19 protein-coding genes and 1 pseudogene are annotated in these 22244 nt (G+C 66.2%); 18 read left to right on the top strand and 2 right to left on the bottom strand.

The features are described 5' to 3' along the window. Positions 1-22: 22 nt before the first annotated feature. A complete protein-coding gene (aqpZ, locus tag AB4Y44_RS31675) occupies positions 23-769 on the bottom strand; it encodes an aquaporin Z (protein ID WP_342920348.1) in 747 nt (248 codons plus the stop codon). Between the two features lie 287 nt (positions 770-1056). On the opposite strand from aqpZ, the gene AB4Y44_RS31680 reads away from it, so the two are divergent. After that, positions 1057-1353, top strand: a complete 297-nt coding sequence (locus AB4Y44_RS31680; protein ID WP_028203342.1) for an H-NS family nucleoid-associated regulatory protein — start codon at positions 1057-1059, stop codon at positions 1351-1353. Positions 1354-1546: 193 nt separating this feature from the next. Here AB4Y44_RS31680 and AB4Y44_RS31685 read toward each other — a convergent pair whose 3' ends face one another. Next, positions 1547-2611 carry a glycosyltransferase family 4 protein gene (locus AB4Y44_RS31685; RefSeq protein ID WP_342920349.1) on the bottom strand — a complete coding sequence of 355 codons (1065 nt, stop codon included), beginning with the start codon at positions 2609-2611 and terminating at the stop codon, positions 1547-1549. 610 nt (positions 2612-3221) lie between these two features. Here AB4Y44_RS31685 and flhD point away from each other — a divergent pair. The 17 genes and pseudogenes from flhD (at position 3222) to flhA (ending at position 22077) form a co-directional block, all read left to right on the top strand. Continuing rightward, positions 3222-3539, top strand: a complete 318-nt coding sequence (flhD, locus tag AB4Y44_RS31690) for a flagellar transcriptional regulator FlhD (protein ID WP_069264381.1) — start codon at positions 3222-3224, stop codon at positions 3537-3539. Between the two features lie 105 nt (positions 3540-3644). Next, entirely contained in the window at positions 3645-4187 is a 543-nt protein-coding gene (flhC, locus tag AB4Y44_RS31695) for a flagellar transcriptional regulator FlhC (RefSeq protein WP_133183381.1), read from the top strand. Between the two features lie 362 nt (positions 4188-4549). Beyond that, positions 4550-5410 carry a flagellar motor stator protein MotA gene (gene motA / locus AB4Y44_RS31700; protein ID WP_042265911.1) on the top strand — a complete coding sequence of 287 codons (861 nt, stop codon included), beginning with the start codon at positions 4550-4552 and terminating at the stop codon, positions 5408-5410. 10 nt (positions 5411-5420) lie between these two features. Next, positions 5421-6497, top strand: a complete 1077-nt coding sequence (gene motB / locus AB4Y44_RS31705) for a flagellar motor protein MotB (RefSeq protein WP_368701767.1) — start codon at positions 5421-5423, stop codon at positions 6495-6497. 13 nt (positions 6498-6510) lie between these two features. Next, a complete protein-coding gene (locus tag AB4Y44_RS31710; protein WP_158758898.1) occupies positions 6511-6885 on the top strand; it encodes a response regulator in 375 nt (124 codons plus the stop codon). A 57-nt stretch (positions 6886-6942) separates the two neighbouring features. Next, a complete protein-coding gene (gene cheA / locus AB4Y44_RS31715; RefSeq protein ID WP_368701768.1) occupies positions 6943-9225 on the top strand; it encodes a chemotaxis protein CheA in 2283 nt (760 codons plus the stop codon). Positions 9226-9282: 57 nt separating this feature from the next. After that, a complete protein-coding gene (gene cheW / locus AB4Y44_RS31720; protein ID WP_110387251.1) occupies positions 9283-9819 on the top strand; it encodes a chemotaxis protein CheW in 537 nt (178 codons plus the stop codon). A gap of 202 nt (positions 9820-10021) precedes the next feature. Then, positions 10022-11863, top strand: a complete 1842-nt coding sequence (locus tag AB4Y44_RS31725; protein ID WP_368701769.1) for a methyl-accepting chemotaxis protein — start codon at positions 10022-10024, stop codon at positions 11861-11863. Between the two features lie 228 nt (positions 11864-12091). Further along, positions 12092-13039, top strand: a complete 948-nt coding sequence (locus AB4Y44_RS31730) for a CheR family methyltransferase (protein ID WP_368701770.1) — start codon at positions 12092-12094, stop codon at positions 13037-13039. Further along, complete coding sequence (cheD, locus tag AB4Y44_RS31735; RefSeq protein WP_368701771.1) at positions 13036-13854, top strand: chemoreceptor glutamine deamidase CheD; 819 nt, start codon at positions 13036-13038, stop codon at positions 13852-13854. Before AB4Y44_RS31730 ends, cheD begins: the two co-directional genes overlap by 4 nt. Continuing rightward, a complete protein-coding gene (locus AB4Y44_RS31740; RefSeq protein WP_342920355.1) occupies positions 13851-14972 on the top strand; it encodes a chemotaxis response regulator protein-glutamate methylesterase in 1122 nt (373 codons plus the stop codon). The genes cheD and AB4Y44_RS31740 overlap by 4 nt, the downstream gene beginning before the upstream one ends. Positions 14973-15102: 130 nt before the next feature. Next, the gene (cheY, locus tag AB4Y44_RS31745; protein WP_028203354.1) at positions 15103-15498 is read left to right on the top strand and encodes a chemotaxis response regulator CheY; all 396 of its coding nucleotides are present in this window, start codon (positions 15103-15105) and stop codon (positions 15496-15498) included. 64 nt (positions 15499-15562) lie between these two features. Continuing rightward, positions 15563-16285 carry a protein phosphatase CheZ gene (gene cheZ, locus AB4Y44_RS31750; RefSeq protein WP_342920435.1) on the top strand — a complete coding sequence of 241 codons (723 nt, stop codon included), beginning with the start codon at positions 15563-15565 and terminating at the stop codon, positions 16283-16285. 312 nt (positions 16286-16597) lie between these two features. Next, on the top strand, positions 16598-17098 hold the full coding sequence (locus tag AB4Y44_RS31755) for a DUF2844 domain-containing protein (RefSeq protein WP_368701772.1): 501 nt from the start codon (positions 16598-16600) through the stop codon (positions 17096-17098). A gap of 55 nt (positions 17099-17153) precedes the next feature. Then, a complete protein-coding gene (locus AB4Y44_RS31760; RefSeq protein ID WP_368701773.1) occupies positions 17154-18407 on the top strand; it encodes a DUF3443 domain-containing protein in 1254 nt (417 codons plus the stop codon). Positions 18408-18649: 242 nt separating this feature from the next. Continuing rightward, positions 18650-19810 (top strand): annotated as a pseudogene (gene flhB, locus AB4Y44_RS31765) (flagellar biosynthesis protein FlhB); the annotation flags it as partial. Positions 19811-19977: 167 nt separating this feature from the next. Beyond that, on the top strand, positions 19978-22077 hold the full coding sequence (flhA, locus tag AB4Y44_RS31770) for a flagellar biosynthesis protein FlhA (protein ID WP_342920356.1): 2100 nt from the start codon (positions 19978-19980) through the stop codon (positions 22075-22077). Positions 22078-22244: the final 167 nt, after the last annotated feature.

Here is a 22244-nt window from a genome sequence, read left to right on the forward strand (position 1 = left end):
TGTCAGCGCGCGTCAGAGGCCGTCAGGCCGTCTCGCGCACGTCGACCGCCGCCACCGCTTCGCGCCGCCCCGCCACCGCCGGGTACGCGATGCCTGCGATCACTGCGCCGACGATCGGCGCGACCCAGAACAGCCACAGCTGCGAGATCGCCTCACCGCCCACGAACAGCGCGGGGCCGGTCGAGCGTGCCGGATTCACCGAGGTATTGGTGACGGGAATCGAGATCAGATGAATCAGCGTGAGGCACAGGCCGATGGCGATCGGCGCGAAGCCTGCGGGTGCGCGCTTGTCGGTTGCGCCGAGAATGACGAACAGGAAGAGCGCGGTCATGACGGCTTCGCACACGAACGCGGCGCCCATGGCGTAGTGGCCCGGCGACTGCTCGCCGTAACCGTTGGTCGCGAAGCCGCTCGCGACGAGGTCGAAGCCGGGCTTGCCCGTTGCGATGAGCGCAAGCACGAAAGCGCCGATCACCGCGCCCACCACCTGTGCGGCGATATAGGGCACGAGGTCGCGCGCCGGGAAGCGCCCCGCCACGGTCAGGCCCACGCTCACTGCGGGATTCAGATGGCAACCCGAAATGTGGCCGATGGCGTAGGCCATGGTGAGCACGGTCAGACCAAAGGCGAGCGACACGCCCACGAACCCGATACCGAGTCCGTGAACCGGCCCGGCGAAGTTGGCCGCGAGCACCGCGCTGCCGCAGCCGCCCAGAACGAGCCAGAAAGTGCCGATCAATTCGGCGATGAGTCGCCTGGATAAGTGCATTACGTGACACCTCGAAAAGTCGATTTTTGAAGGGGCCGCGTAAAGCACCGGCACCGGGAAATGCCAGATTCTAGGCAGTCGCCCTATTCGATGCTGTCAAGGATTGTCAATTTCGACGTAATTGATCGAATTATTGCGATCGGTGTGTACGCAATTGCGCTGGAGCCGGTCGATCGTTAAATCGAAGAATAGCGTGAAAAAACAGTATTAATAGCGATTGCGAATTCCGTTATTTGCGTCTAATCTCCGATCGAGCCGGTTTCAAGAGCAATGAAGGGGGAATAGAAATGTCGCAATATACAGAAATCAAGGCGCAGATCGCAAAACTCCAGGCTCAGGCCGAAGAGGCGCGGCGCACGGAGATCGCGGACGTCATCGCCACGATTCGGGAAAAGATCGCCGAGTACGGCCTTTCCGCCCAGGACCTGGGCTTTGCCGAGGCCGCGCGCCGCGGACGCCCGCCGAAAAAGGCGCCGCTGCCCGCGCGCTATCAGGACCCCAAGTCGGGCGCGACCTGGAGCGGACGCGGCAAGCCGCCCAAGTGGATCGCAGGCAAGAATCGCGAACGCTACCTGATCGCCTGACGCATGGCGCCGGAGAACAGCCCGGCCGCCATACCGGCGTAACCGCAAATGCAATAAAAGAGCCGCATGTTTCATGCGGCTCTTTTTTGTGCGCCTTCTGTAATCAGCGCGTAATGGCGCTATTCGACGACTCGCAAACGATTCACGTCGTGCATTCGTCTGGATTTATCGCGAAAGCCGGAATGCTTCGCACTCAGCCGGCGGCGACGCGACGCAGTACCGGACGCTGTGCGGCTTCGATCAGCGCCGTATAAGTGTCGACATAATTCCCCGCCATGATGTGCGACGTGAAGCGGTGTTCGAACTGGTTGCGAATTGCCACGCGCGAAAGCGAATCGATATTCTGCAGCGCGGCCACGGCGCCTTGCACGTCCTCGACGACATAGCCCGTGACGCCCGGGTCGATCACCTCCGGCACCGAACCGCGATTGAAGGCGATCACCGGCGTGCCGCATGCCATCGCCTCGATCATCACGAGCCCGAACGGCTCGGACCAGTCGATCGGGAACAGCAGCGCCTTCGCCCCGGAAAGGAACGCGGGCTTCTGCTCTTCGTTGATCTCGCCGATGAACTCCACGTGGGCCTGCGAAAGCAGCGGCTCGATTTCGGTCTTGAAGTAGTCCTGGTCGACCTTGTCGACCTTGGCGGCGATCTTCAGCGGCAGGCCGGAGAGCGCGGCGATCCTGATCGCCGTGTCAACGCGCTTTTCCGGGCAGATCCGGCCGAGGAACGCCAGGTACTCGGGCTTGCGGTCGGCTTGCGGCGTAAGCAGGTTCTTTGGCAGTCCGTGATAGATCGTGTTCTGCCACGCGGCCTGCGACAACGGCTGGCGCTGCGAGTCCGAAATCGAGATCACCGGTGCGTTCGGGAACTGCTCGAATACCGGTTGCAGCTCCGGCAGGTCGAGACGGCCGTGGAGCGTCGTGACGAACGGCGTGTCCATGGTCGTGAAAAGCGGGAACGGCAGATAGTCGAGGTGGAAGTGCAGCACATCGAATTCGTGCGCGACGCGGCGCACGCGCTCGAGCAGCACCATGTGCGGGGCCAGCGCGTCGCGGATCGTCGGGTCCAGACGCAGTGCGCGCGGCCAGGCGGCTTCGAGGTTTGCCGAGGTGACCGAATCGCCGCTGGCGAACAGCGTCACGTCGTGGCCGAGGTCGACCAGCGCTTCGGTCAGGTAGGACACGACGCGCTCGGTGCCGCCATAAAGCTTGGGCGGAACGGCTTCATAAAGTGGCGCAATTTGTGCGATTCGCATTGTTCGATCTCCTGGGCAAAAAGCCCAAAAAGGCCGCATGTGCAACGAACTCGGTGATGCGGCACTGCGGCGGTACAACGATATCGGGTTATCCCTGAGACCGATTATGGCCATTTCGCGGCCCGATACACGCGGTTTTGCAAACGCTTAAAGTTGTTACAGCGGGATACAGCAGGTGTAAGAGGCCATTGCAAAGCGTGACGCGGCTTGCGCGCGCACTGCGCAAGCCGCGTGCCCGGGCCCGGGCACGCGCAAGGGTCAAAAGGCCTGGGTGAGTCGGTCGAGCGCGCGCTAGTTAGCACGCACGCGTGACGCATACATGAAAAAGCCTATAATCAGCAGATAATTTCGCGGCTTATGCGCATGACATGACGCGCCCCGCCTCCCGCCGCTGCTCCCGCCTCTTTGTCAGAAAAATTCCTACACGTTTGCGAAACTTTTTCTCGCAACGCGTCGCGGCATCCGTCCGATTTCCATTTGTTCCCGCCCCAGCCACAATGGACCCACGACCATAAACAGGCCGTTCGGATGCACTCGGGTTGCATCTGGGCGAGCAAACGTTTTCCGCGGGCGGTCTGACCAGCCGCCGCGATTTGATTCGGGGGAATCCATGAGCGCGACGACGCATAGCGACATGCTCAATGAGATCAAGGAAGTGAACCTGTCGTACCTGTTGCTCGCGCAACGTCTTTTGCGCGAGGACAAGCCGACGGGCATGTTCCGCATGGGCATCTCCGAGCAGTCTGCCGAGGTGCTCGCCAATCTCACTTTCGCGCAGACCGTACGCCTTGCCGCATCGAACCAGCTGCTTTGCCGCTTCCGGTTCGACGACCACGCCATCCTGAGCGCGCTTGCCGACAAGGGCAAAACCGCGCTGACGCACTCGGCGATCATCATGGCGGGCCAGGACGTCGAGCAGATCGGCTGAACCGCTTCGCCCCGCGCCGCCGTGCGCGGCCGCGCATTGCGCCCTTGCTGCCCGTGAACGGCGGCAGGCGCAAGCGCATTCCATTGCGGCTTCCAACGGGTGTCTATGGCGACAAAGAGTGTGGTGCAGGAGGTAAAAGAGATCGCGCTCGCGATCGAGCTGATCGAACTGGGCGCGCGTCTGCAACTGCTCGAAGCGGAGACCTCGCTCTCGCGCGACCGGCTCATCCGGCTTTACAAGGAAGTGAAGGGCGAGTCGCCGCCCAAGGGCATGTTGCCGTTTTCGACCGACTGGTTCATGACCTGGCAGCCCAACGTCCATTCCTCGCTGTTCTACAACACGTTCATGTTCATGAGCCGCCACGCGCGCTGCGAGCCGATCCACGCGATCGTGAAGAGCTACCGGCTCTATCTCGAGCACCTGCGGCTGCACGACGAAACGCCCGCGCTGAGCCTCACGCGCGCCTGGACGCTCGTGCGCTATTTCACCTCGGGCCTCCTGCAGATGACGCCGTGCAGCCGCTGCGGCGGCCGCTACGTGGCGCACGCGCACGACCCGCAGCGCGGCTTCGTCTGCGGGCTGTGCCAGCCGCCGTCGCGGGCAGGGCGCACGCGGCGCAGCGCGCTTGCCTCGCAGATCGCCGCTTGAGGCAGATCAACCCGGCTTGACTTCGATCGATGCGGCTCGCTGCCGTCCATGCAGGCCGGGACTCCGGATAAACCCGGCCCGTCCCGGCGCAGAGGCCCCGCGGAGCCGCCGGAAGGCGCCTGCCGCAAGCGCGCCGCATCGTCACGCGCAGTCACAGCCACGAACTGCAACCCCTTCCCGTGCGGCTTTGCGAACCGGCCCCAGATTCCTCCGCCATGCCGATGCAAAGCGGACGGCAGATGCCCGGCCGGCTTGCGATCCGCGCCCATTCAAACCCAAAGTTTTTCGCGCCGTTGCCGTAAACCCAGCTAAGGGCGCGGGCCGACGGCGGTTCGCGGCGCATTTCTAGTGAGGACCCGGCAGTGCTGATTATCGTTGGAACCCTCTTGACGATCCTTTGCGTCTTCGGCGGCTATGCACTCGAGGGCGGTCATCTGGCCGCGCTCATGCAGCCGATGGAACTGCTCATGATCGGTGGTGCTGGCGTCGGCGCGTTCATCCTCGGCAACGGCATCAAGACCATCAAGGCCACCTTGCGCGTGCTTCCCACGCTGTTCAAGGGCGCCAAATACAACAAGGACGTGTACATGGAGCTGCTCGCGCTGCTCTATGTCCTGCTCGCGAAGGCGCGAAAGGAAGGCACGCTCACGCTCGAAGCGGATATCGACGATCCGCAGAAGAGCCCGATCTTCACGCAGTATCCGAAGATCCTGGCCGATCACCACATCGTCGAATTCCTCACCGACTACCTGCGTCTCATGGTGGGCGGCAACATGAACGCCTTCGAGATCGAAAGTCTCATGGACGAGGAAATCGAAACGCACCACGCCGAAGGCGAGGCGCCCGCCCATGCGCTCGCGAAGGTGGGCGACGCCATGCCGGCGTTCGGTATCGTCGCGGCGGTGATGGGCGTGGTTCACACCATGGCGTCCGCCGACAAGCCGCCCGCGGTGCTCGGCGAGATGATCGCCCAGGCGCTGGTCGGCACCTTCCTCGGCATTCTGCTTTCGTACGGCCTGATCGGACCGCTCTCCAGCCTTGCGGAGCAGCGCGTGACCGAGTCGACCAAGATGTTCCAGTGCATCAAGGTGACGATCCTTGCGAGCCTGAACGGCTACGCGCCGGCGATTGCCGTGGAGTTCGGCCGCAAGGTGCTGTTCTCGACCGAGCGTCCGTCGTTCACGGAACTCGAAGAGCACGTGCGCCGCGTGAAGGCGAAGTAAGGGACGGCCCATGAGCAACAACAAGGACCGCGCAATCGTCGTCAAGCGCGCCGCGCCGAAGAAGGCCGGCCATCATGGCGGCGCGTGGAAGCTCGCCTACGCGGACTTCATGACCGCGATGATGGCGTTCTTTCTGCTGATGTGGCTGCTCTCGTCGGCTTCGACGGTGCAGTTGAAGGGCATCGCCGACTACTTCAACCAGCCGATGAAGATCACGCTCTGGGGCGGCGACCGCAGCGCCGAAGACTCGAGCATCCTGAAGGGCGGCGGCCGTGACATCTCGTCGCAGGACCAGGGCGTCACGCGCCGCGGCGACGGCGCCACCGAGCGCTCGGAGCGCTCGGAGCGCAATCAGTCGAAGCACAACGACGACGACGCCACGAAGCAGCTCGAAGGCTCGCTGGAGCGCAAGGAGCAGGTGCGCCTGCACGACCTGCAGGTGAAGCTGATGGCGGCGATCGAGGCGAACCCGGTGCTGCGCCAGTTCAAGCAGCAGATCCGCATCGACTCCACGCTGCAGGGCCTGCGCATCGAGATCGTCGACTCGCAGAAGCGCCCGATGTTCGCCACGGCCCGCGACGTGGTCGAGCCGTACATGCGTGACATCCTGCAGGCGATCGGCAAGACGCTCAACGACGTGCCCAACCGCATCGTCGTGCAAGGCCACACCGACGCCGTGCCCTACGCCGGCGGCGAGAAGGGCTACAGCAACTGGGAGCTTTCCGCCGACCGCGCGAATGCCTCGCGGCGCGAGCTGATCGCGGGCGGCATGGACGAATCGAAGGTGTTGCGCGTACTCGGTCTGGCTTCCACGCAGAACCTGAACAAGGCCGATCCGCTCGACCCGGAGAACCGCCGCATCAGCATCATCGTATTGAACAAGAAGTCCGAAGACGCGCTCATGCACGACGACTCGACCACCACCACGCTGTCCGACGACGCAGCGGGCTCGGGCAAGAGCCTGCCCGCGCTCACGCCGGATGTCGTGCCTGGCAAGGCGGCGCCGGCACCGGTCGCGATCGCGCCGAAGGTGGCAGCCACGGTGGCGCCGGCTGTTGCCCCAGCCGTCGCGCCGGCAGCGCAATGACAACGAGGAACGGATGATCAGGAACATTCTGGCGATCGACGATTCGGTGTCCATGCGGGAGATCCTGCGTGCGGCGCTCGGCTCGGCAGGCTACGAAGTGACGGTGGCGAGCGACGGCGAAGAAGGGCTCGAGCATGCGCTCGCCCAGCGCTTCGATCTCGTGCTCACCGACCTTTACATGCCGCGCATGGGCGGGCTCGACCTGATCAAGCAGTTGAGGGCGAATCCTTCGTACTTCGAAACGCCCATCCTCGTGCTGACCACGGAATCGGACGAAGGCTTCAAGGCAGCCGTACGCGACGCAGGCGCGACTGGCTGGATCGAGAAACCGGTGGACCCCGAGCTGCTCGTCGATCTGGCGAGCGCACTCGGCGAGGCCCACCCTTGAGGTGCCGTGCGGCGAACGACCAGGCACCCCCCAGGCAATTAACGCGGTGAAAGAGCAATGACTCTCGACATCACTCAGTTCTATCAGACGTTTTTCGACGAGGCGGACGAGCTGCTCGCGCAGATGGAACAGCTTCTCCTGAACCTGAACGTCGGTCGCCCGGATCCCGAGGATCTGGCGGCGATCTTCCGCGCGGCGCACTCGATCAAGGGTGGCGCGGCGACATTCGGCTTCACGGCCTTGACCGAGACGACCCACATTCTCGAATCGCTGCTCGACCGCGCTCGTAACAACGAGCTGGTGCTGCGCAAGGACATGATCGACACGTTCCTCGAAACGAAGGACGTGCTTTCCGACCAGCTCGGCGCCTACCGCGCGAGCGCCGAGCCCGACGCGCAGGCGGCTGCCGCCGTGCGCTCCAAGCTCGAGCGCCTCTATGCGGAAAGCCGCGGCGTATCCGCGCCCGAACCCGCACCGGCGCCGGCCCCCGCGCCGGCACCGGCTCCGCAGGCGAGCGCCGGCGATTCGGAAGAAGATCTCGAAGCCGCTTTCGAAATGCATAGCACGCTGGCGGCGGCAGGCTCGGGCGCGCCCGAGCACGTCGTGAGCGAAGCGATCGATGCGGCCGCCGCGGCGCCCGCTGCCGGCGCTGCGGCCGCAGCCGAAGGTCCGCACCTGCGCGTCACGCTGCGCGCCGTCGACGCGAAGGACCAGGAGCTGCTCGTCGAAGAGCTCGGCAACCTCGGCCGCATTCTCGGCCAGGTGAAGACCGGCGACGACCTCACGCTGTGGCTCGAAACCGATGTGACCTCCGACGACATCATCGCGGTGTGCTGCTTCGTGATCGACGAGAAGCAGATTTCGATCGGCCGTGGCGCCGCGCCGCAGGGCGACGCGCAACCCGCTGCGGCCCCATCCGCCGCCGCGCCGGCGGCTGCACCGGCACCGGCCGCGCCTCCCGCCGCACCGGTGGCAACGGCCCCTGCTGCGAGCGCCGTGATCCCGGCCCCGCCGCCCGCTGCGCATGCAGAACAAGACATGCCGCGCCCGCCCGCGAGCGCCCCGGCGCCCGCGCAAGCCGAAGGCGAGCGCAAGGCGCGACCGGCCGCCGCCGCTGCATCGGCGGAAGGCAGCTCGATTCGCGTGGGCGTCGAAAAGGTCGACCAGCTGATCAACCTCGTGGGCGAACTCGTCATCACGCAGGCCATGCTGGCGGAAACCACCAGCACGTTCGACCCGGCGCTGCACGACCGCCTCTACAACGGCATGGCGCAGCTCGAGCGCAACGCGCGCGACCTGCAGGAAGCGGTGATGTCGATCCGCATGATGCCGATGGATTACGTCTTCAGCCGCTTCCCGCGTCTCGTGCGCGATCTCGCGGCGAAGCTCGGGAAGGAAGTCGAGCTTGTCACCTTCGGTCAGGCGACCGAACTCGACAAGAGCCTCATCGAGCGCATCATCGACCCGCTCACCCACCTCGTGCGCAACTCGCTCGACCACGGCATCGAAACCGTGGAAGCGCGCCGCGCCGCGGGCAAGGACGCCACGGGCCAGCTCGTGCTGTCCGCCGCGCACCACGGCGGCAACATCGTGATCGAGGTGAGCGACGACGGCGCGGGCCTGCGCCGCGACAAGATTCTCGCCAAGGCGATCAAGCAGGGCATGCAGGTGAGCGACTCCATGTCCGACGACGAGGTCTGGAACCTCATCTTCCTGCCGGGCTTCTCGACCGCCGAGCAGGTGACGGACGTATCGGGCCGCGGCGTGGGCATGGATGTGGTCAAGCGCAACATCCAGGCGATGGGCGGCCACGTGGAAATCACCTCGCACGCGGGCAAGGGCAGCACCACGCGCATCGTGCTGCCGCTCACGCTGGCGATTCTCGACGGCATGTCGGTGAAGGTGGGCAGCGAGATCTTCATCCTGCCGCTGAACTTCGTGATGGAGTCGCTGCAGCCGCGCCACGAAGACATCTACACGGTCACCAACGGCGACCGCGTGGTGCGCGTGCGCGGCGAGTATCTCCCGCTCGTGGCGCTGCATCAGGCGTTCAACGTCGAAGGCGCGCGCACGGACCCGACCCAGGGCATCGTCACGATCATGGAAACCGAGGGCCGTCGCTTCGCCATGCTGATCGACGAGCTGGTCGGCCAGCAGCAGGTCGTGGTGAAGAACCTCGAAACGAACTACCGCAAGGTGCACGGCATTTCGGCGGCGACCATTCTCGGCGACGGCAGCGTCGCGCTGATCGTCGACGTGGCCGCGCTCAATCGCGAGACGCGTGCCACACACGGCGTAAGCGCCAGCGCAAATTCGGGTGCGTTCGCCGAATTCGCGTAATCGTTATGAAGTCCGGACGCACTCAATCCATCATCTCCCAACCGTTCAGGGGCTAACGTGGCAGAAGTCCAATCGATTCAAGGCAACGGCGCGCACGGCGCGGTTGCCGGCGCGCAACGCCGCGACGCGCTGCAGGCCGACGCAGGTGGCCAGGAGTTCCTCGTCTTCACCCTCGGCGCGGAAGAGTACGGCATCGACATCCTGAAGGTGCAGGAAATTCGCGGCTACGACAGCGTGACGCGCATCGCCAACGCACCCGACTTCATCAAGGGTGTGATCAACCTGCGCGGCATCATCGTGCCGATCGTCGACATGCGCATCAAGTTCCATCTGGGCCGTGTCGAGTACGACCACCAGACGGTCGTCATCATCCTGAACGTCGCGCATCGCGTGGTCGGCATGGTGGTGGACGGCGTCTCGGACGTGCTCACGCTGCAGATGGAGCAGATCATGCCGGCGCCCGAATTCGGCGCGACGCTCACGACCGAGTACCTCACGGGCCTCGGCACCGTCGAAGGCCGCATGCTGATCCTGATGGACATCGAAAAACTGATGACGAGCCGCGAAATGGCTCTGATCGAGGCGCTGGTCTAACGCGCCGAAACTTAAACCGGGGGGCCGCGAGGCCAGCGTGAGAGAGAGCGGAAAGCCGCCGCCAAAGAGCGGCAAGCCGCCTTCGTTTTCGCGCGCGCTTCGTGCAGGGTCCAGGGTGTCGCCGCGTCTTGCCGGCCGCAACTGGCCGCCTGCGCCCGCCCGCATAGCCCGCCCCGATTCGCACAGGACAGGAGCAAACGAGATGCTGCAAAGATGGTCGATCCGCACGACGCTCACGGGCGTCGGGGTCATTCTGGTTGCGCTGACGGTGCTGGTCGGCACACTCGGGCTCGTCGCGCTCGGGCGTGCGAGCGACGCATTCACCGAGATAGTGCGAGGCGATCTCGTCGCGATGCATGCGCTGAACGACGCATCGGCGTATCTGCTGCGCACGCGCGTCGCGATCGACCGCGCCAGCGCGCTCACGGCAGCAGGCCAGGCCGACGATGCGAAGAAGGTGATCGATCGCGCCCAGGAATTGCTCGGCAAATCCAACGAAGCCTGGCAGGCCTTCCAGACCGCGCCGAAGAGCGGTCTCGACGCCGCCACGCTCGACGCGCTCGCGGCCAAGCGCGCCACGCTCATGCAGGACGGCGTGCAGCCCGAATTCGCGGCCCTGCGCGCAAACGATCAACCGGCCTATCACGCCATCGCCGACACGAAGATCAGCCCGATGTTCGTCGACTACGACAACGTCGCCGGGCCGCTCGCGCAGGCGCTCGAAGACAGCGCACAGGCGCGCGAGGTCGGCGCGCACGACAAGATCGCGGTGATGCGCATCGCGATCGGCGCGGCGATCGCCGTGGCGCTCGTGCTCGTCGTGGTGATCCGCTTCGCCATGCGCGGCCTCATCGTGCAGCCGCTCGAGGACGCAGTGACGTGCTTCGAGCGCATCGCCCACGGCGATCTCACGCAGCCGGTCACGGTCTACAGCGACAACGAGATCGGGCGCCTCTTCGGCGGCATCAAGCGCATGCAGGAGAGCCTCGTCACGCTGGTGAGCGCGGTGCATACGGGTGCAAGCTCGATCGACGTGGGCGCACGCGAGATCGCGATGGGCAACACCGATCTCTCGCAGCGCACCGAGCAGCAGGCCGCGTCGCTGCAGGAAACGGCATCGAGCATGGAGCAGCTGACCGGCACCGTGCGCCAGAACGCCGAGAACGCGCGCCAGGCGAGCCAGCTGGCCGTCAACGCCTCCGACATCGCGACGCGCGGCGGCGAGGTGGTGGGCGAAGTCGTGAACACGATGCAGGGCATCGCGGCGAGTTCGGCGAAGGTCGTGGACATCATCAGCGTGATCGAAGGCATCGCGTTCCAGACCAACATTCTTGCGCTCAACGCGGCCGTGGAAGCGGCGCGCGCGGGCGAGCAGGGCCGCGGCTTCGCCGTGGTGGCCGGCGAAGTGCGCAGCCTCGCGCAGCGCAGCGCCAGTGCGGCGAAGGAAATCAAGGAACTCATCAACGACTCGGCCGAGAAAGTGCAAAGCGGCTCGCAGCTCGTGGGCCGCGCAGGCACGACGATGGAAGAAATCCTTCAGGCCGTGCGTCGCGTGACCGACATCATGGGTGAGATCAGCGCGGCGTCCGAGGAGCAGTCGGGCGGTATCGAGCAGGTCAATCGCGCGGTCACGCAGATGGACACCGTCACGCAGCAGAACGCGGCGCTGGTGGAACAGGCAGCCGCTGCGGCAGCGTCGCTCGAAGAGCAGACGCGCCAGCTGCAGAACGTGCTCGGCACGTGGACGACGGGCGGCGCAGCGGCGCGCAACGTGGGTGCAAGTCCTGCACGCGTCACGCCGGCAGCGCCGGTTGCCGCGAAACGCACGACGCCGTCTTCGGCCTCGGCGGGGACGAAGGCCGCGGCGGCAACGTCGTCGTCGGCACCGGCGGACACCGCGAAGGCTGTGGCCAAGCCCGCTGCGCAACCGGCAAACAAGGTGTCGGCAAAGCCTGCAGCGAAACCGGCCGCGCCTGCGCGCGCCGAGACGTACGCGAGCACGGCAGCATCCGCTTCGGACGATTCGGACTGGGAAACGTTCTGATCGGACGCGGCATAGAAAAGTAGTGAAGTACCGAACACGACGAGCAACTGCAATGCACATGAGCGCTACACAACGGCAAGACCTGCCGCGCCGGGCCCGCAAGCCCGCGCGCGCTGCGCAGGCCGCCCATGCGCCGCACGCATTGCAACCGGGCAGGCGCGGCGCGCAGCAGTCCTGCGCCGCGGTATCCCATGCAGTGGGCGGCGCGCAATGCGAAGGAGCATCAGCATGAAAGCGCTGCGAAATACGCGCCAGGACGCCGGCGAGCCGGGCGGTTCGGGCGTGGAGAGCAACCGCGATTTCGATTTCACCTCGGCGGACTTCGAGCGCATTCGCGCGCTGATTCACCGCCGCGCGGGCATCTCGCTCTCGGACCACAAGCGCGACATGGCGTACAGCCGCCTCGCGCGGCGTCTGCGCACGCTCGGCCTCGACAGTTTTCGCGAGTACCTCGACCAGCTCGAAGCGCGCAACGATGCAGCCGAGTGGGAAGCGTTCACGAACGCGCTCACCACGAACCTCACGGCGTTTTTCCGCGAGGCGCATCACTTCCCGATCCTCGCGGACTTCGTGAAGCGCCGGGCGGGGGTGGCAGGTGCGCAGCCGGTCTCGGTGTGGTGTTCGGCGGCTTCCACGGGCGAAGAGCCGTACTCGATCGCGATGACGCTCGTCGAAGCGCTCGGCGACCGCGCCGCGCGCGAGGCGCGCGTGCTCGCCACCGACCTCGACACCCAGGTGCTCGCCAAGGCCGATGCGGGCGTCTACTCGTTCGACCAGGTCAAGCACCTGTCGCCGGAGCGTCTGAAGCGCTTCTTCTTCAAGGGCACCGGCTCGCATTCGGGACTCGTGAAGGTGCGCCCGGAGCTGCGCGCGATGATCAAGTTCGAGCAGCTCAATCTCACCGATGCGGACTACGGCTTGCGCACGACGTTCGACGCGATCTTCTGCCGCAACGTGATGATCTATTTCGACAAGCCGACCCAGGCACAGGTCCTCACGCGCTTCGAGCCGCTCATGAAGCCGGACGGCCTGCTGTTCGCGGGCCACTCGGAGAATTTCACCTACGTCACGCAGGCGTTCCGTCTGCGCGGCCAGACGGTGTACGAACTCACGCGCGGCGCCGCGGCCAGTGCCGCGCCGCGCCGCGCGAACGACGCGATCGGAGTGCCCGCATGAGCGCCCGCCTCCCGATCGCGACGAACCGCTATTTCGACGCGCATTTTCAGCGCCCCGGCGTCAAGCTGCTGCCCAACGAGTTCTACACGACGGGCGAGGACATGGTGCTCGTCACCGTGCTCGGCTCGTGCGTGGCGGCCTGCATTCAGGACCGCACCGCCGGCATCGGCGGCATGAACCACTTCATGCTCCCCGACGACGGCGCGGACTCCGCCCACGCGCTCGCCGGCGCCTCCGACGCGATGCGCTACGGCGCCTACGCGATGGAAGTGCTCATCAACGAGCTGATCAAGGCGGGCGGCCGCCGTGAGCGCTTCGAGGCCAAGGTGTTCGGCGGCGCGGCGGTGCTCGCGGGCATGACGACGATGAACATCGGCGACCGCAACGCCGCGTTCGTGCGCCGCTATCTCGCGACCGAGAACATCCGCATCGTGGCCGAGGACCTGCAAGGCTCGCATCCGCGCAAGGTGGCGTTCCTGCCGCGCACGGGCCAGGTGATGGTCAAGAAGCTGCGCCTCTCGCAGGACACGAGCGTGGCCGAGCGCGAGCAGCAGCTCGCCGCGCAAACCGCCGAAGCGCGCGCCGAACGGCTCGCGCGGGCGCGGGCGCGCGTCGAGCTGTTCGGCGTCGGCAGCGCCGGTCGCGCGGGCCCGGGCGCCACGGCGTCGGCTCATGCGGCAAACGCTCAGGCGACCCAGATTTCCCAATCCCAGCCGCAGGGCGCGCGGCCTCGCATCGAGCTGTTCGGCTCGAGCGTGTCGTCCGCGCTGCGCGCATCCGGTCAAGACAACGCCAGGACAGTAGAGGAGGCGTGAACGCTGTGCAAAAAATCAAGGTTCTCTGCGTCGACGATTCGGCGCTGATCCGCAGTTTGATGACGGAAATCATCAACAGTCAGCCCGATATGACGGTCGTCGCCACCGCGCCGGATCCGCTCGTCGCGCGCGAGCTGATCAAGCAGCACAACCCCGACGTGCTCACGCTCGACGTGGAAATGCCGCGCATGGACGGCCTCGACTTCCTCGAGAAGTTGATGCGCCTGCGACCGATGCCGGTCGTGATGGTGTCGTCGCTCACCGAGCGCGGCAACGAAATCACGCTGCGCGCGCTCGAACTGGGCGCGGTCGACTTCGTGACGAAGCCGAAGGTCGGCATTCGCGACGGCATGCTCGAATACTCGGAAAAGCTCGCCGACAAGGTGCGCGCCGCCGCGCGCGCCCGCGTGCGTGCGCACCATGCGCCCGCCGCAGCGCCGGCGGGCGCGGCAGCGCACGCGCACGGCCACGCCGCTGCGCATCCCGCGGGCCCGGCGCCGATGATCAACAACCCGCTCGTCTCGACCGAGAAGCTCGTGATCGTCGGCGCGTCGACGGGGGGCACCGAGGCGATCCGCGAAGTGCTGCAGCCGCTGCCGCCCGACGCGCCCGCGGTGCTGATCGCGCAGCACATGCCGCCCGGTTTCACGAAGTCGTTCGCACAGCGCCTGAACGGGCTGTGCCGCATCACCGTCAAGGAAGCGGAGCACGGCGAACGTGTGTTGCCCGGCCACGCCTACATCGCACCGGGCCACGCACACCTCTTGCTCGCACGCAGTGGCGCGAACTACATCGCACATCTGTCCGACGACCCGCCGGTCAACCGGCACCGTCCGTCGGTCGACGTGCTGTTTCGTTCGGCGGCGCTGCACGCGGGCAAGAACGCCATCGGCGTGATTCTCACGGGCATGGGCCGCGACGGCGCAGCCGGGCTGCTCGAAATGCGCCAGGCCGGTGCATACACGCTCGCGCAGGACGAAGCGAGCTGCATCGTGTTCGGCATGCCGCGCGAAGCCATTGCCATGGGCGGCGCCGACGAGATCGCCTCGCTCTCCGACATGAGCCGGCGCGTGATGACCCGACTCGCCTCGATGGGCGACCGGGTTCAGCGCGTCTAGGAAATTGCCGATATAGAGAGATCATGCAGGCCGCAAACGCTTGCTCGATCGCTCGCGATTAATTTATCTGGATAGGCACTGCGCTTCTCTGGATAATTGCCCGGGTTTTCGCCTGGAGGAATGGAACGTGATGGATAAGGGAATGAAGATTCTGGTGGTGGACGATTTTCCGACGATGCGCCGGATTGTCCGCAATCTGCTCAAGGAACTGGGCTACTCGAACGTCGACGAAGCCGAAGACGGTGCAGCGGGCCTGGCCCGTCTGCGCGGCGGCAACTACGAGTTCGTGATCTCCGACTGGAACATGCCGAACCTCGACGGTCTCGCCATGCTCAAGGAGATCCGCGCCGACGCCAACCTGACGCACCTGCCGGTGCTGATGGTGACGGCCGAGTCGAAGAAGGAGAACATCATCGCGGCGGCGCAGGCTGGCGCGAGCGGCTATGTGGTGAAGCCGTTCACGGCCGCCACGCTCGACGAGAAGCTCAACAAGATTCTCGAGAAGATGGCCAAGACGGGGAGCTGACGTGAACGAGCCCATCAGTGAGCCGTCCGGCGCTCATTCCAGTGAGTGGCCGGAAGCCGATGGCATCGAGCCGCTTCCGCAGCCGCCCGAGTTCGACTTCGCGCCGCCTGCCGCGGGCGAGGCCAGCGAGCTGGCGACGGACCGCATCCTCGCGCGCATCGGACACCTGACGCGCAGTCTGCGCGACTCGATGCGCGAACTCGGCCTCGACAAGCACGTGGAGCGCGCCGCCGAGGCGGTGCCCGACGCGCGCGACCGGCTGCGCTATGTCGCGAACATGACCGAGCAGGCCGCCGAACGCGTGCTGACCGCGATCGACATCGCCAAGCCGCTGCAGGAAACCCTCGAACGCGACGCGAAGGAACTGACGAGCCGCTGGGCGACCTGGTACGACGCGCCGATCGGCCGCGCGGAAGTGCGCCAGCTGATGGACGACACGCGCGCCTTCGTGGATGGCGTGCCGCAAGCCACCGCGGCGACCAACCAGCAGCTCCTCGAGATCATGCTCGCGCAGGACTTCCAGGACCTGACGGGCCAGGTGATCAAGAAGATCATGGACGTGGTCTATCTGATCGAGCAGCAGTTGCTCACCGTGCTGGTCGAGAACATCGCGCCGGAGCGGCGCGAGCAGTTCGCGGCAACGGCGGCGGCGCTTGCGGAGACCCAAAGCAGCACGGGCAGCCCCGAAGGCCTGCTCAACGGCCCGCAGATCAATCCGGAAGGCAAGACCGACGTCGTGCAGGACCAGGCGCAGGTCGACGATCTGCTCGCAAGTCTCGGGTTCTGACCCCTAACGTGCAGCTAATCGTTCGGTTAGCTGCCGCATGTAGTCCAAGGCGGGCATACTAGTGCTCATGCCTTCGTGCCTTGCCGCGGCGAGCGTCGCGGTGGTGCAACGAAGCATAGCCAGCCGTTGCCCGTCCTGCTGCGTCCCGCCGCGACGTTCCCGCGCGGCCTCGACCGCGTATGGTGCAACGCGCCATCGCAAGAGGGAGGGGACGCCTTGTATCCATACACATCGTTCTGTGGCAAGGCGGCGCGCTCGTTTGCGCGCCGCGTCAAATCCGGCCACGCACCCGGCGCGGCGCTTCTCGGTTCCCTGCTTTGTGTGCTGCTCGCGGCGCCGGCGGCTCACGCTGCGCTGGGCGGTGCGCCCATGCCCACGCCGGCGGGCGCGAACGTCAGCACCCTGAGCGCCGCTTCGGCGGCAGCCGCGGCCGGCAACGCGTCGGCCGTTGCGCGCGCAGCGGTGCAAGGCGCCGCCTCTGGCGCTTCCACGACTCCCGCCTATACCGTTCAGCAGACCACGCTCGCCAACGGCACCGTCGTGCGCGAGTACCTCTCGCAGGCCGGCACCGTATTCGGCGTGGCATGGGACGGCCCGCAGATGCCCAATCTCGCCACGCTGCTGGGCGACTACTTTCCCCAGTACACGGCCGGCGTGAAGGCGAGCCACGCCGCCGGTCGCGTGCGCGGGCCGGGCGTGGTCGAAAACTCGAACGTCGTGGTCCATTCGGGCGGCCACATGGGTGCCTTCTCCGGGCAGGCATGGCTGCCGCAGGCGCTGCCTGCGGGCGTCAGCGCCTCCGATATCCAGTGACGAGCGGAGGCCGAACGTGCTGACTACAGTGCTGACTTCACGCCTTTCGCGCAGCATGTGGCTGCGCCCTTTCCGGTTCCTTTCGGGCGCCGCGCTCGTTGCCCTGGTTTCGCTCGTCGCCGCCTGCGGAGGCGGGGGCGGCAGCAGCGGTGGCAGTAGCAGCAGCTCGAGCGGCAGCAGTGGCGGCAGCGGGTCCGCGGTTCCCAGTCCCACACAGCAGCCCACCGCGGCCACCGCCGCGAACACCGTGGGCGTCGTCGTGAACCGCGGACTGACCGGCACGCTGCCCAATATTCCGACTGTGACAGTGACGATTTGCGTGGCTGGTACGAACAATTGCCAGCCCATCAGCAACGTTCAGGTGGACACGGCGTCGTTCGGCCTGCGCCTGCTTGCATCGGCGATTCCGTCACCGCTCCTGAGCGCGTTACCTGGAGCGATGGCCAGCAACGGCGGCACCCTCGCCGAATGCACGGCCTTCGCCGACGGCTACACGTGGGGCACCGTGCGTCCTGCCGACGTCAAGATCGGCGGCGAGACGGCGTCCAATATTCCGATCCAGGTGATCGGCGACCTGAACTCGAGCACGGTGCCGTCGGCCTGCGCGGGCTTCGGCAACGCGCAGGACACGGTGCAGGACCTGGGCGCGAACGGCATTCTCGGTATCGGCGTCGCGCCTTATGACAACCTCGGCACCTACTACGCCTGCCCCGGCAACACGAACTGTGCCGCCGCAACGGTCGCGCAAACCCAGCTGGTGGCCAACCCCGTGCCCAAATTCGGCGCCGACGGCAACGGCGTGATCCTCGAGATGGCCCCCGTGTCCGATAGCGGCGCGCCCAGCGCGACGGGCACGCTCGTGTTCGGCATCGGCACGCAGTCGAACAACGCGATGACCGCCTCGCAAAGCTACAACACGGACTCGTGGGGCAGGCTCAGCTCCACGTTCAACGGGCGCACGCTCCAGACCTTCCTCGACTCGGGTTCGAACGCGATCTTCTTCGTCGACAGCGCCCTGCCGCAGTGCGGCGGCAATCTCGGCACGTTCTATTGCCCTACGTCCACCCAGTCCTTCAGCGCGGCACTCGTGTCCAATAACGGTGCAACGACAGGCACCGCGACCTTCAATGTCGCGAACGCGAACGCATTGCTCGGCAGCGGCGCGAACTATGCGGCCAACAACCTGGCAGGGCAGTTCGGGTCGGCGACGGCGCTCGACCTGGGGTTGTCGTTCTTCTATGGCCGCTACGTGTATTACGGCATGGACATGAGCGCGTCCGGCGGCAAGGCGCCGTTCGTCGCGTTCTGAAATCGCCCGCGCTGCGGGCGCGTATGCCGTGAAGTTGCCGGCCCGCGAGCGCGTGCGCGCATCGCGGGCCGGCGTTCGCCGATGATGCCGCCCAGGTTCCATCGGCCGAAATACCCCGATTTCCCCGTCCTACTCCGTCAATCGGTGCTTGGCTTGCGCGGCAATAATCGCTGTCACTGAAAAAGGGCGCGCGCCAGCCGCGCAGCCGCGACGAGCGGCGCGTGCCCGCGACCGGAGCATGCGTGGCTGAGGACAGCGACCTCGAGAAAACCGAATCCGCCACTCCCAAGCGCCTGGAAAAGGCGCGGGAGGAGGGGCAGGTTCCGCGTTCCCGGGAGCTGGCGACGTTCGCGCTGCTCTCGGCGGGCTTCTATGGCACGTGGTTGCTCTCCGGCACGATCGGCGAGCATCTGCAGGCCATGATGCGCGGCGCGTTCACTTTCAATCACGCGGGCGCGTTCGAAACCAGCCGCATGCTGATCGGCGCCGGCGTCGCCGCGCGCGAGGGGCTCATGGCGCTCATGCCGGTGCTCGCGCTCACGGGGCTCGCCGCACTGCTCGCGCCGATGGCGCTCGGCGGCTGGCTCATCTCCACGAAGGCGCTGCAGCCGAACTTCGGCCGCCTCAATCCGGTGTCGGGGCTCGGGCGGATCTTCTCCGTGAACGGGCCGATCCAGCTCGGCATGTCGCTCGCCAAGACGCTCGTGGTGGGCGTGATCGGCGGCTGGGCGCTGTGGAGCCGGCGCGACGAGATTCTCGGGCTCGCCATGCAGCCCGCGCCGCGCGCGTTCGCCGACGCGATGCATCTGATCGGCGTGTGCTGCGGCATGACGGTCGCCGGCATGTTCGTGGTCGCCGCGCTCGACGTGCCGTACCAGCTCTGGTCGTACTACCGCAAGCTGCGCATGACCAAGGAAGAGGTGAAGCGCGAGCACAAGGAAAACGAAGGCGATCCGCACGTGAAGGGGCGCATTCGCCAGCAGCAGCGCGCCGCCGCGCGCCGCCGCATGATGACCCAGGTGCCCAAGGCCGACGTGGTCGTGACCAACCCGACGCACTTCGCCGTCGCGCTCAAGTACGCCGACGGCGAGATGCGCGCGCCGAAGGTCGTCGCCAAGGGCGTGAACCTCGTGGCCGCGCGCATCCGCGAGATCGCGACCGAGAACAACGTGCCGCTGCTCGAAGCGCCGCCGCTCGCCCGCGCGCTCTATTACAACGTCGACATCAACCGCGAAATTCCGGGTCCGCTCTACGGTGCGGTCGCCCAGGTGCTCGCGTGGGTCTATCAGCTCAAGCGCTTCCGCGAGCATGGCGGCGACGTGCCGATGGAGCCGACCGACCTCGACGTGCCACCCGAAATGGACAAGGGCGCGATGAGCGACGAAGACGAAGCCAGCGAAGCCGACGAAGCCCTCACCCCCGAGGAGCGCGCGGCCGCCGAGGCCGCCAGTCGCGCGAACGCGGCAAATTCCACGAACGCCGCGAACGCGGCGAACGCAAACGACGCATCGAACACCGCTGGCCGCGCCGATAACAATCCGGCGCGCGACGGCACTGAAGGAGTAACAGAATGAACGCCCGCACCGGTTTCCTCGCGCGGCGCCCGGAGATGCTGCAAGGCACGAATCTGCGCGCGCTGGCGGGACCGATCCTGATCTGCATGATCCTCGGCATGATGATCCTGCCGTTGCCGCCGTTCCTGCTGGATCTGCTGTTCACCTTCAACATCGCGCTGTCGGTGATGGTGCTGCTCGTCAGCATGTACACCATGAAGCCGCTCGACTTCGCGGCGTTCCCGAGCGTGCTGCTGTTCTCCACGCTGCTGCGGCTCTCGCTGAACGTGGCCTCCACGCGTATCGTGCTGCTCGAAGGCCACACCGGCCCGGGGGCAGCGGGCCAGGTGATCGAGTCGTTCGGCCACTTCCTCGTGGGCGGCAACTTCGCCGTGGGTATCGTGGTGTTCGTGATCCTCATGGTCATCAACTTCATGGTGATCACGAAGGGCGCGGGCCGTATCGCCGAAGTGTCCGCGCGCTTCACACTCGACGCGATGCCCGGCAAGCAGATGGCGATCGACGCCGACCTGAACGCGGGCCTCATCAACGAAGAAGCGGCCCGCAAGCGCCGCAGCGAGATTGCCCAGGAAGCCGAGTTCTACGGCTCGATGGACGGTGCGAGCAAGTTCGTGCGCGGCGACGCCATCGCCGGCCTGCTGATCATGGTGATCAACATCGTCGGCGGCCTGATCGTGGGCGTCGTGCAGCACGGCATGCCGCTCGCCTCGGCGGGCGAGACCTACACGCTGCTCACCATCGGTGACGGCCTCGTCGCGCAGATTCCGTCGCTCGTCATCTCGACGGCGGCCGGCGTGATCGTCTCGCGCGTGGCGACCAACGAAGACATCGGCACGCAGCTCACCGGCCAGCTCTTCACGAACCCGCGCGTGCTGATGATTACGGGCACGATCATCGTCATGATGGGCCTGATTCCGGGCATGCCGCACTTCGCGTTTCTGCTGCTCGGCGGCGGCGCGATCCAGCTCGGCCGCACGCTCAAGAAGAACGCCGAGGCGAAGAAGGCGAGCGCCGTGATCGCCGACGCCGCGCCCGCCGCGCTTGCGCCCGTCGAAAACACCGAGGCGACCTGGGACGACGTGGCGCTCATCGACACGCTCGGCCTCGAAGTCGGCTACCGCATCATTCCGCTCGTCGACAAGAACACCGACGGCGAGCTGCTCAAGCGCATCAAGAGCATCCGCAAGAAGTTCGCGCAGGAAATCGGCTTTTTGCCGCCCGTCATCCATATTCGCGACAACCTGGAGCTGCGCCCGAACGCCTACCGGATTGCCTTGAAGGGCGTGGAAGTGGGCACGGGCGAGGCTTACCCGGGCCAGTGGCTCGCGATCAACCCGGGCCAGGTAAGCGCAGTGCTGCCCGGCACGCCGACCACGGACCCCGCGTTCGGCCTGCCCGCCGTGTGGATCGATTCGAACGTGCGCGAGCAGGCGCAGGTGTTCGGCTATACGGTGGTCGACTCGAGCACGGTGGTGGCGACGCACCTGAATCACCTCGTCGTCATGCACGCCGCCGAGCTGCTCGGGCGCCGCGAAGTGCAGGCGCTGCTCGAGCGCGTGCAGAAGGACACGCCTTCGCTCGTGGACGACCTCGTGCCGAAGGTGCTGCCGGTCACGACGCTGCAGAAGGTGCTGCAGAACCTGCTGGAAGAAGGCGTGCCGATCCGCGACATGCGCACGATCATGGAATCGCTCGCGGAGCACACGCCGCGCATCACCGACGCCCACGATCTGACGGCGGCGGTGCGCATCGCGCTCGGCCGCGCGATCACGCAGCAATGGTTCCCCGGCAACGCCGACATGCAGGTGATGGGCCTCGACGCGAACCTCGAGCGCGTGCTGTCGCAGACGCTTACCTCGGGCCCGAACCCCGGCCTCGAACCGGGTCTCGCGCATACGCTGCTCGCGCAGACCGAGCAGGCGATGGGGCGTCAGCAGGCGCTGGGCCTCGCGCCGGTGATGCTCGTGCAGCATGCGTTGCGGCCCATGCTGTCGCGCTTCCTGCGCCGCAGCCTGCCGCAGCTCAAGGTGCTGTCGTACGCCGAGGTGCCGGATACGCGCAACGTGAAGGTGGTGAACGTGATCGGGGCGCATTGATCGCGCTGCCGCATCTGGACGAGAAAAAGCCCGCTTCTTGCGGTAATGCCGTTCAGTTAAGCCTGAACGGCATTGTTGTTTTGATGGCGAGAAGGTGTTGTAAACGACGCGCCGAGCTGTTAACTTTTCGGCGCGATGCTTTCCAGTCACCTGACCTTTCTGCTCGA

Source organism: Paraburkholderia sp. BR10937 (assembly GCF_040965695.1).
Classification (GTDB): Bacteria; Pseudomonadota; Gammaproteobacteria; order Burkholderiales; family Burkholderiaceae; genus Paraburkholderia.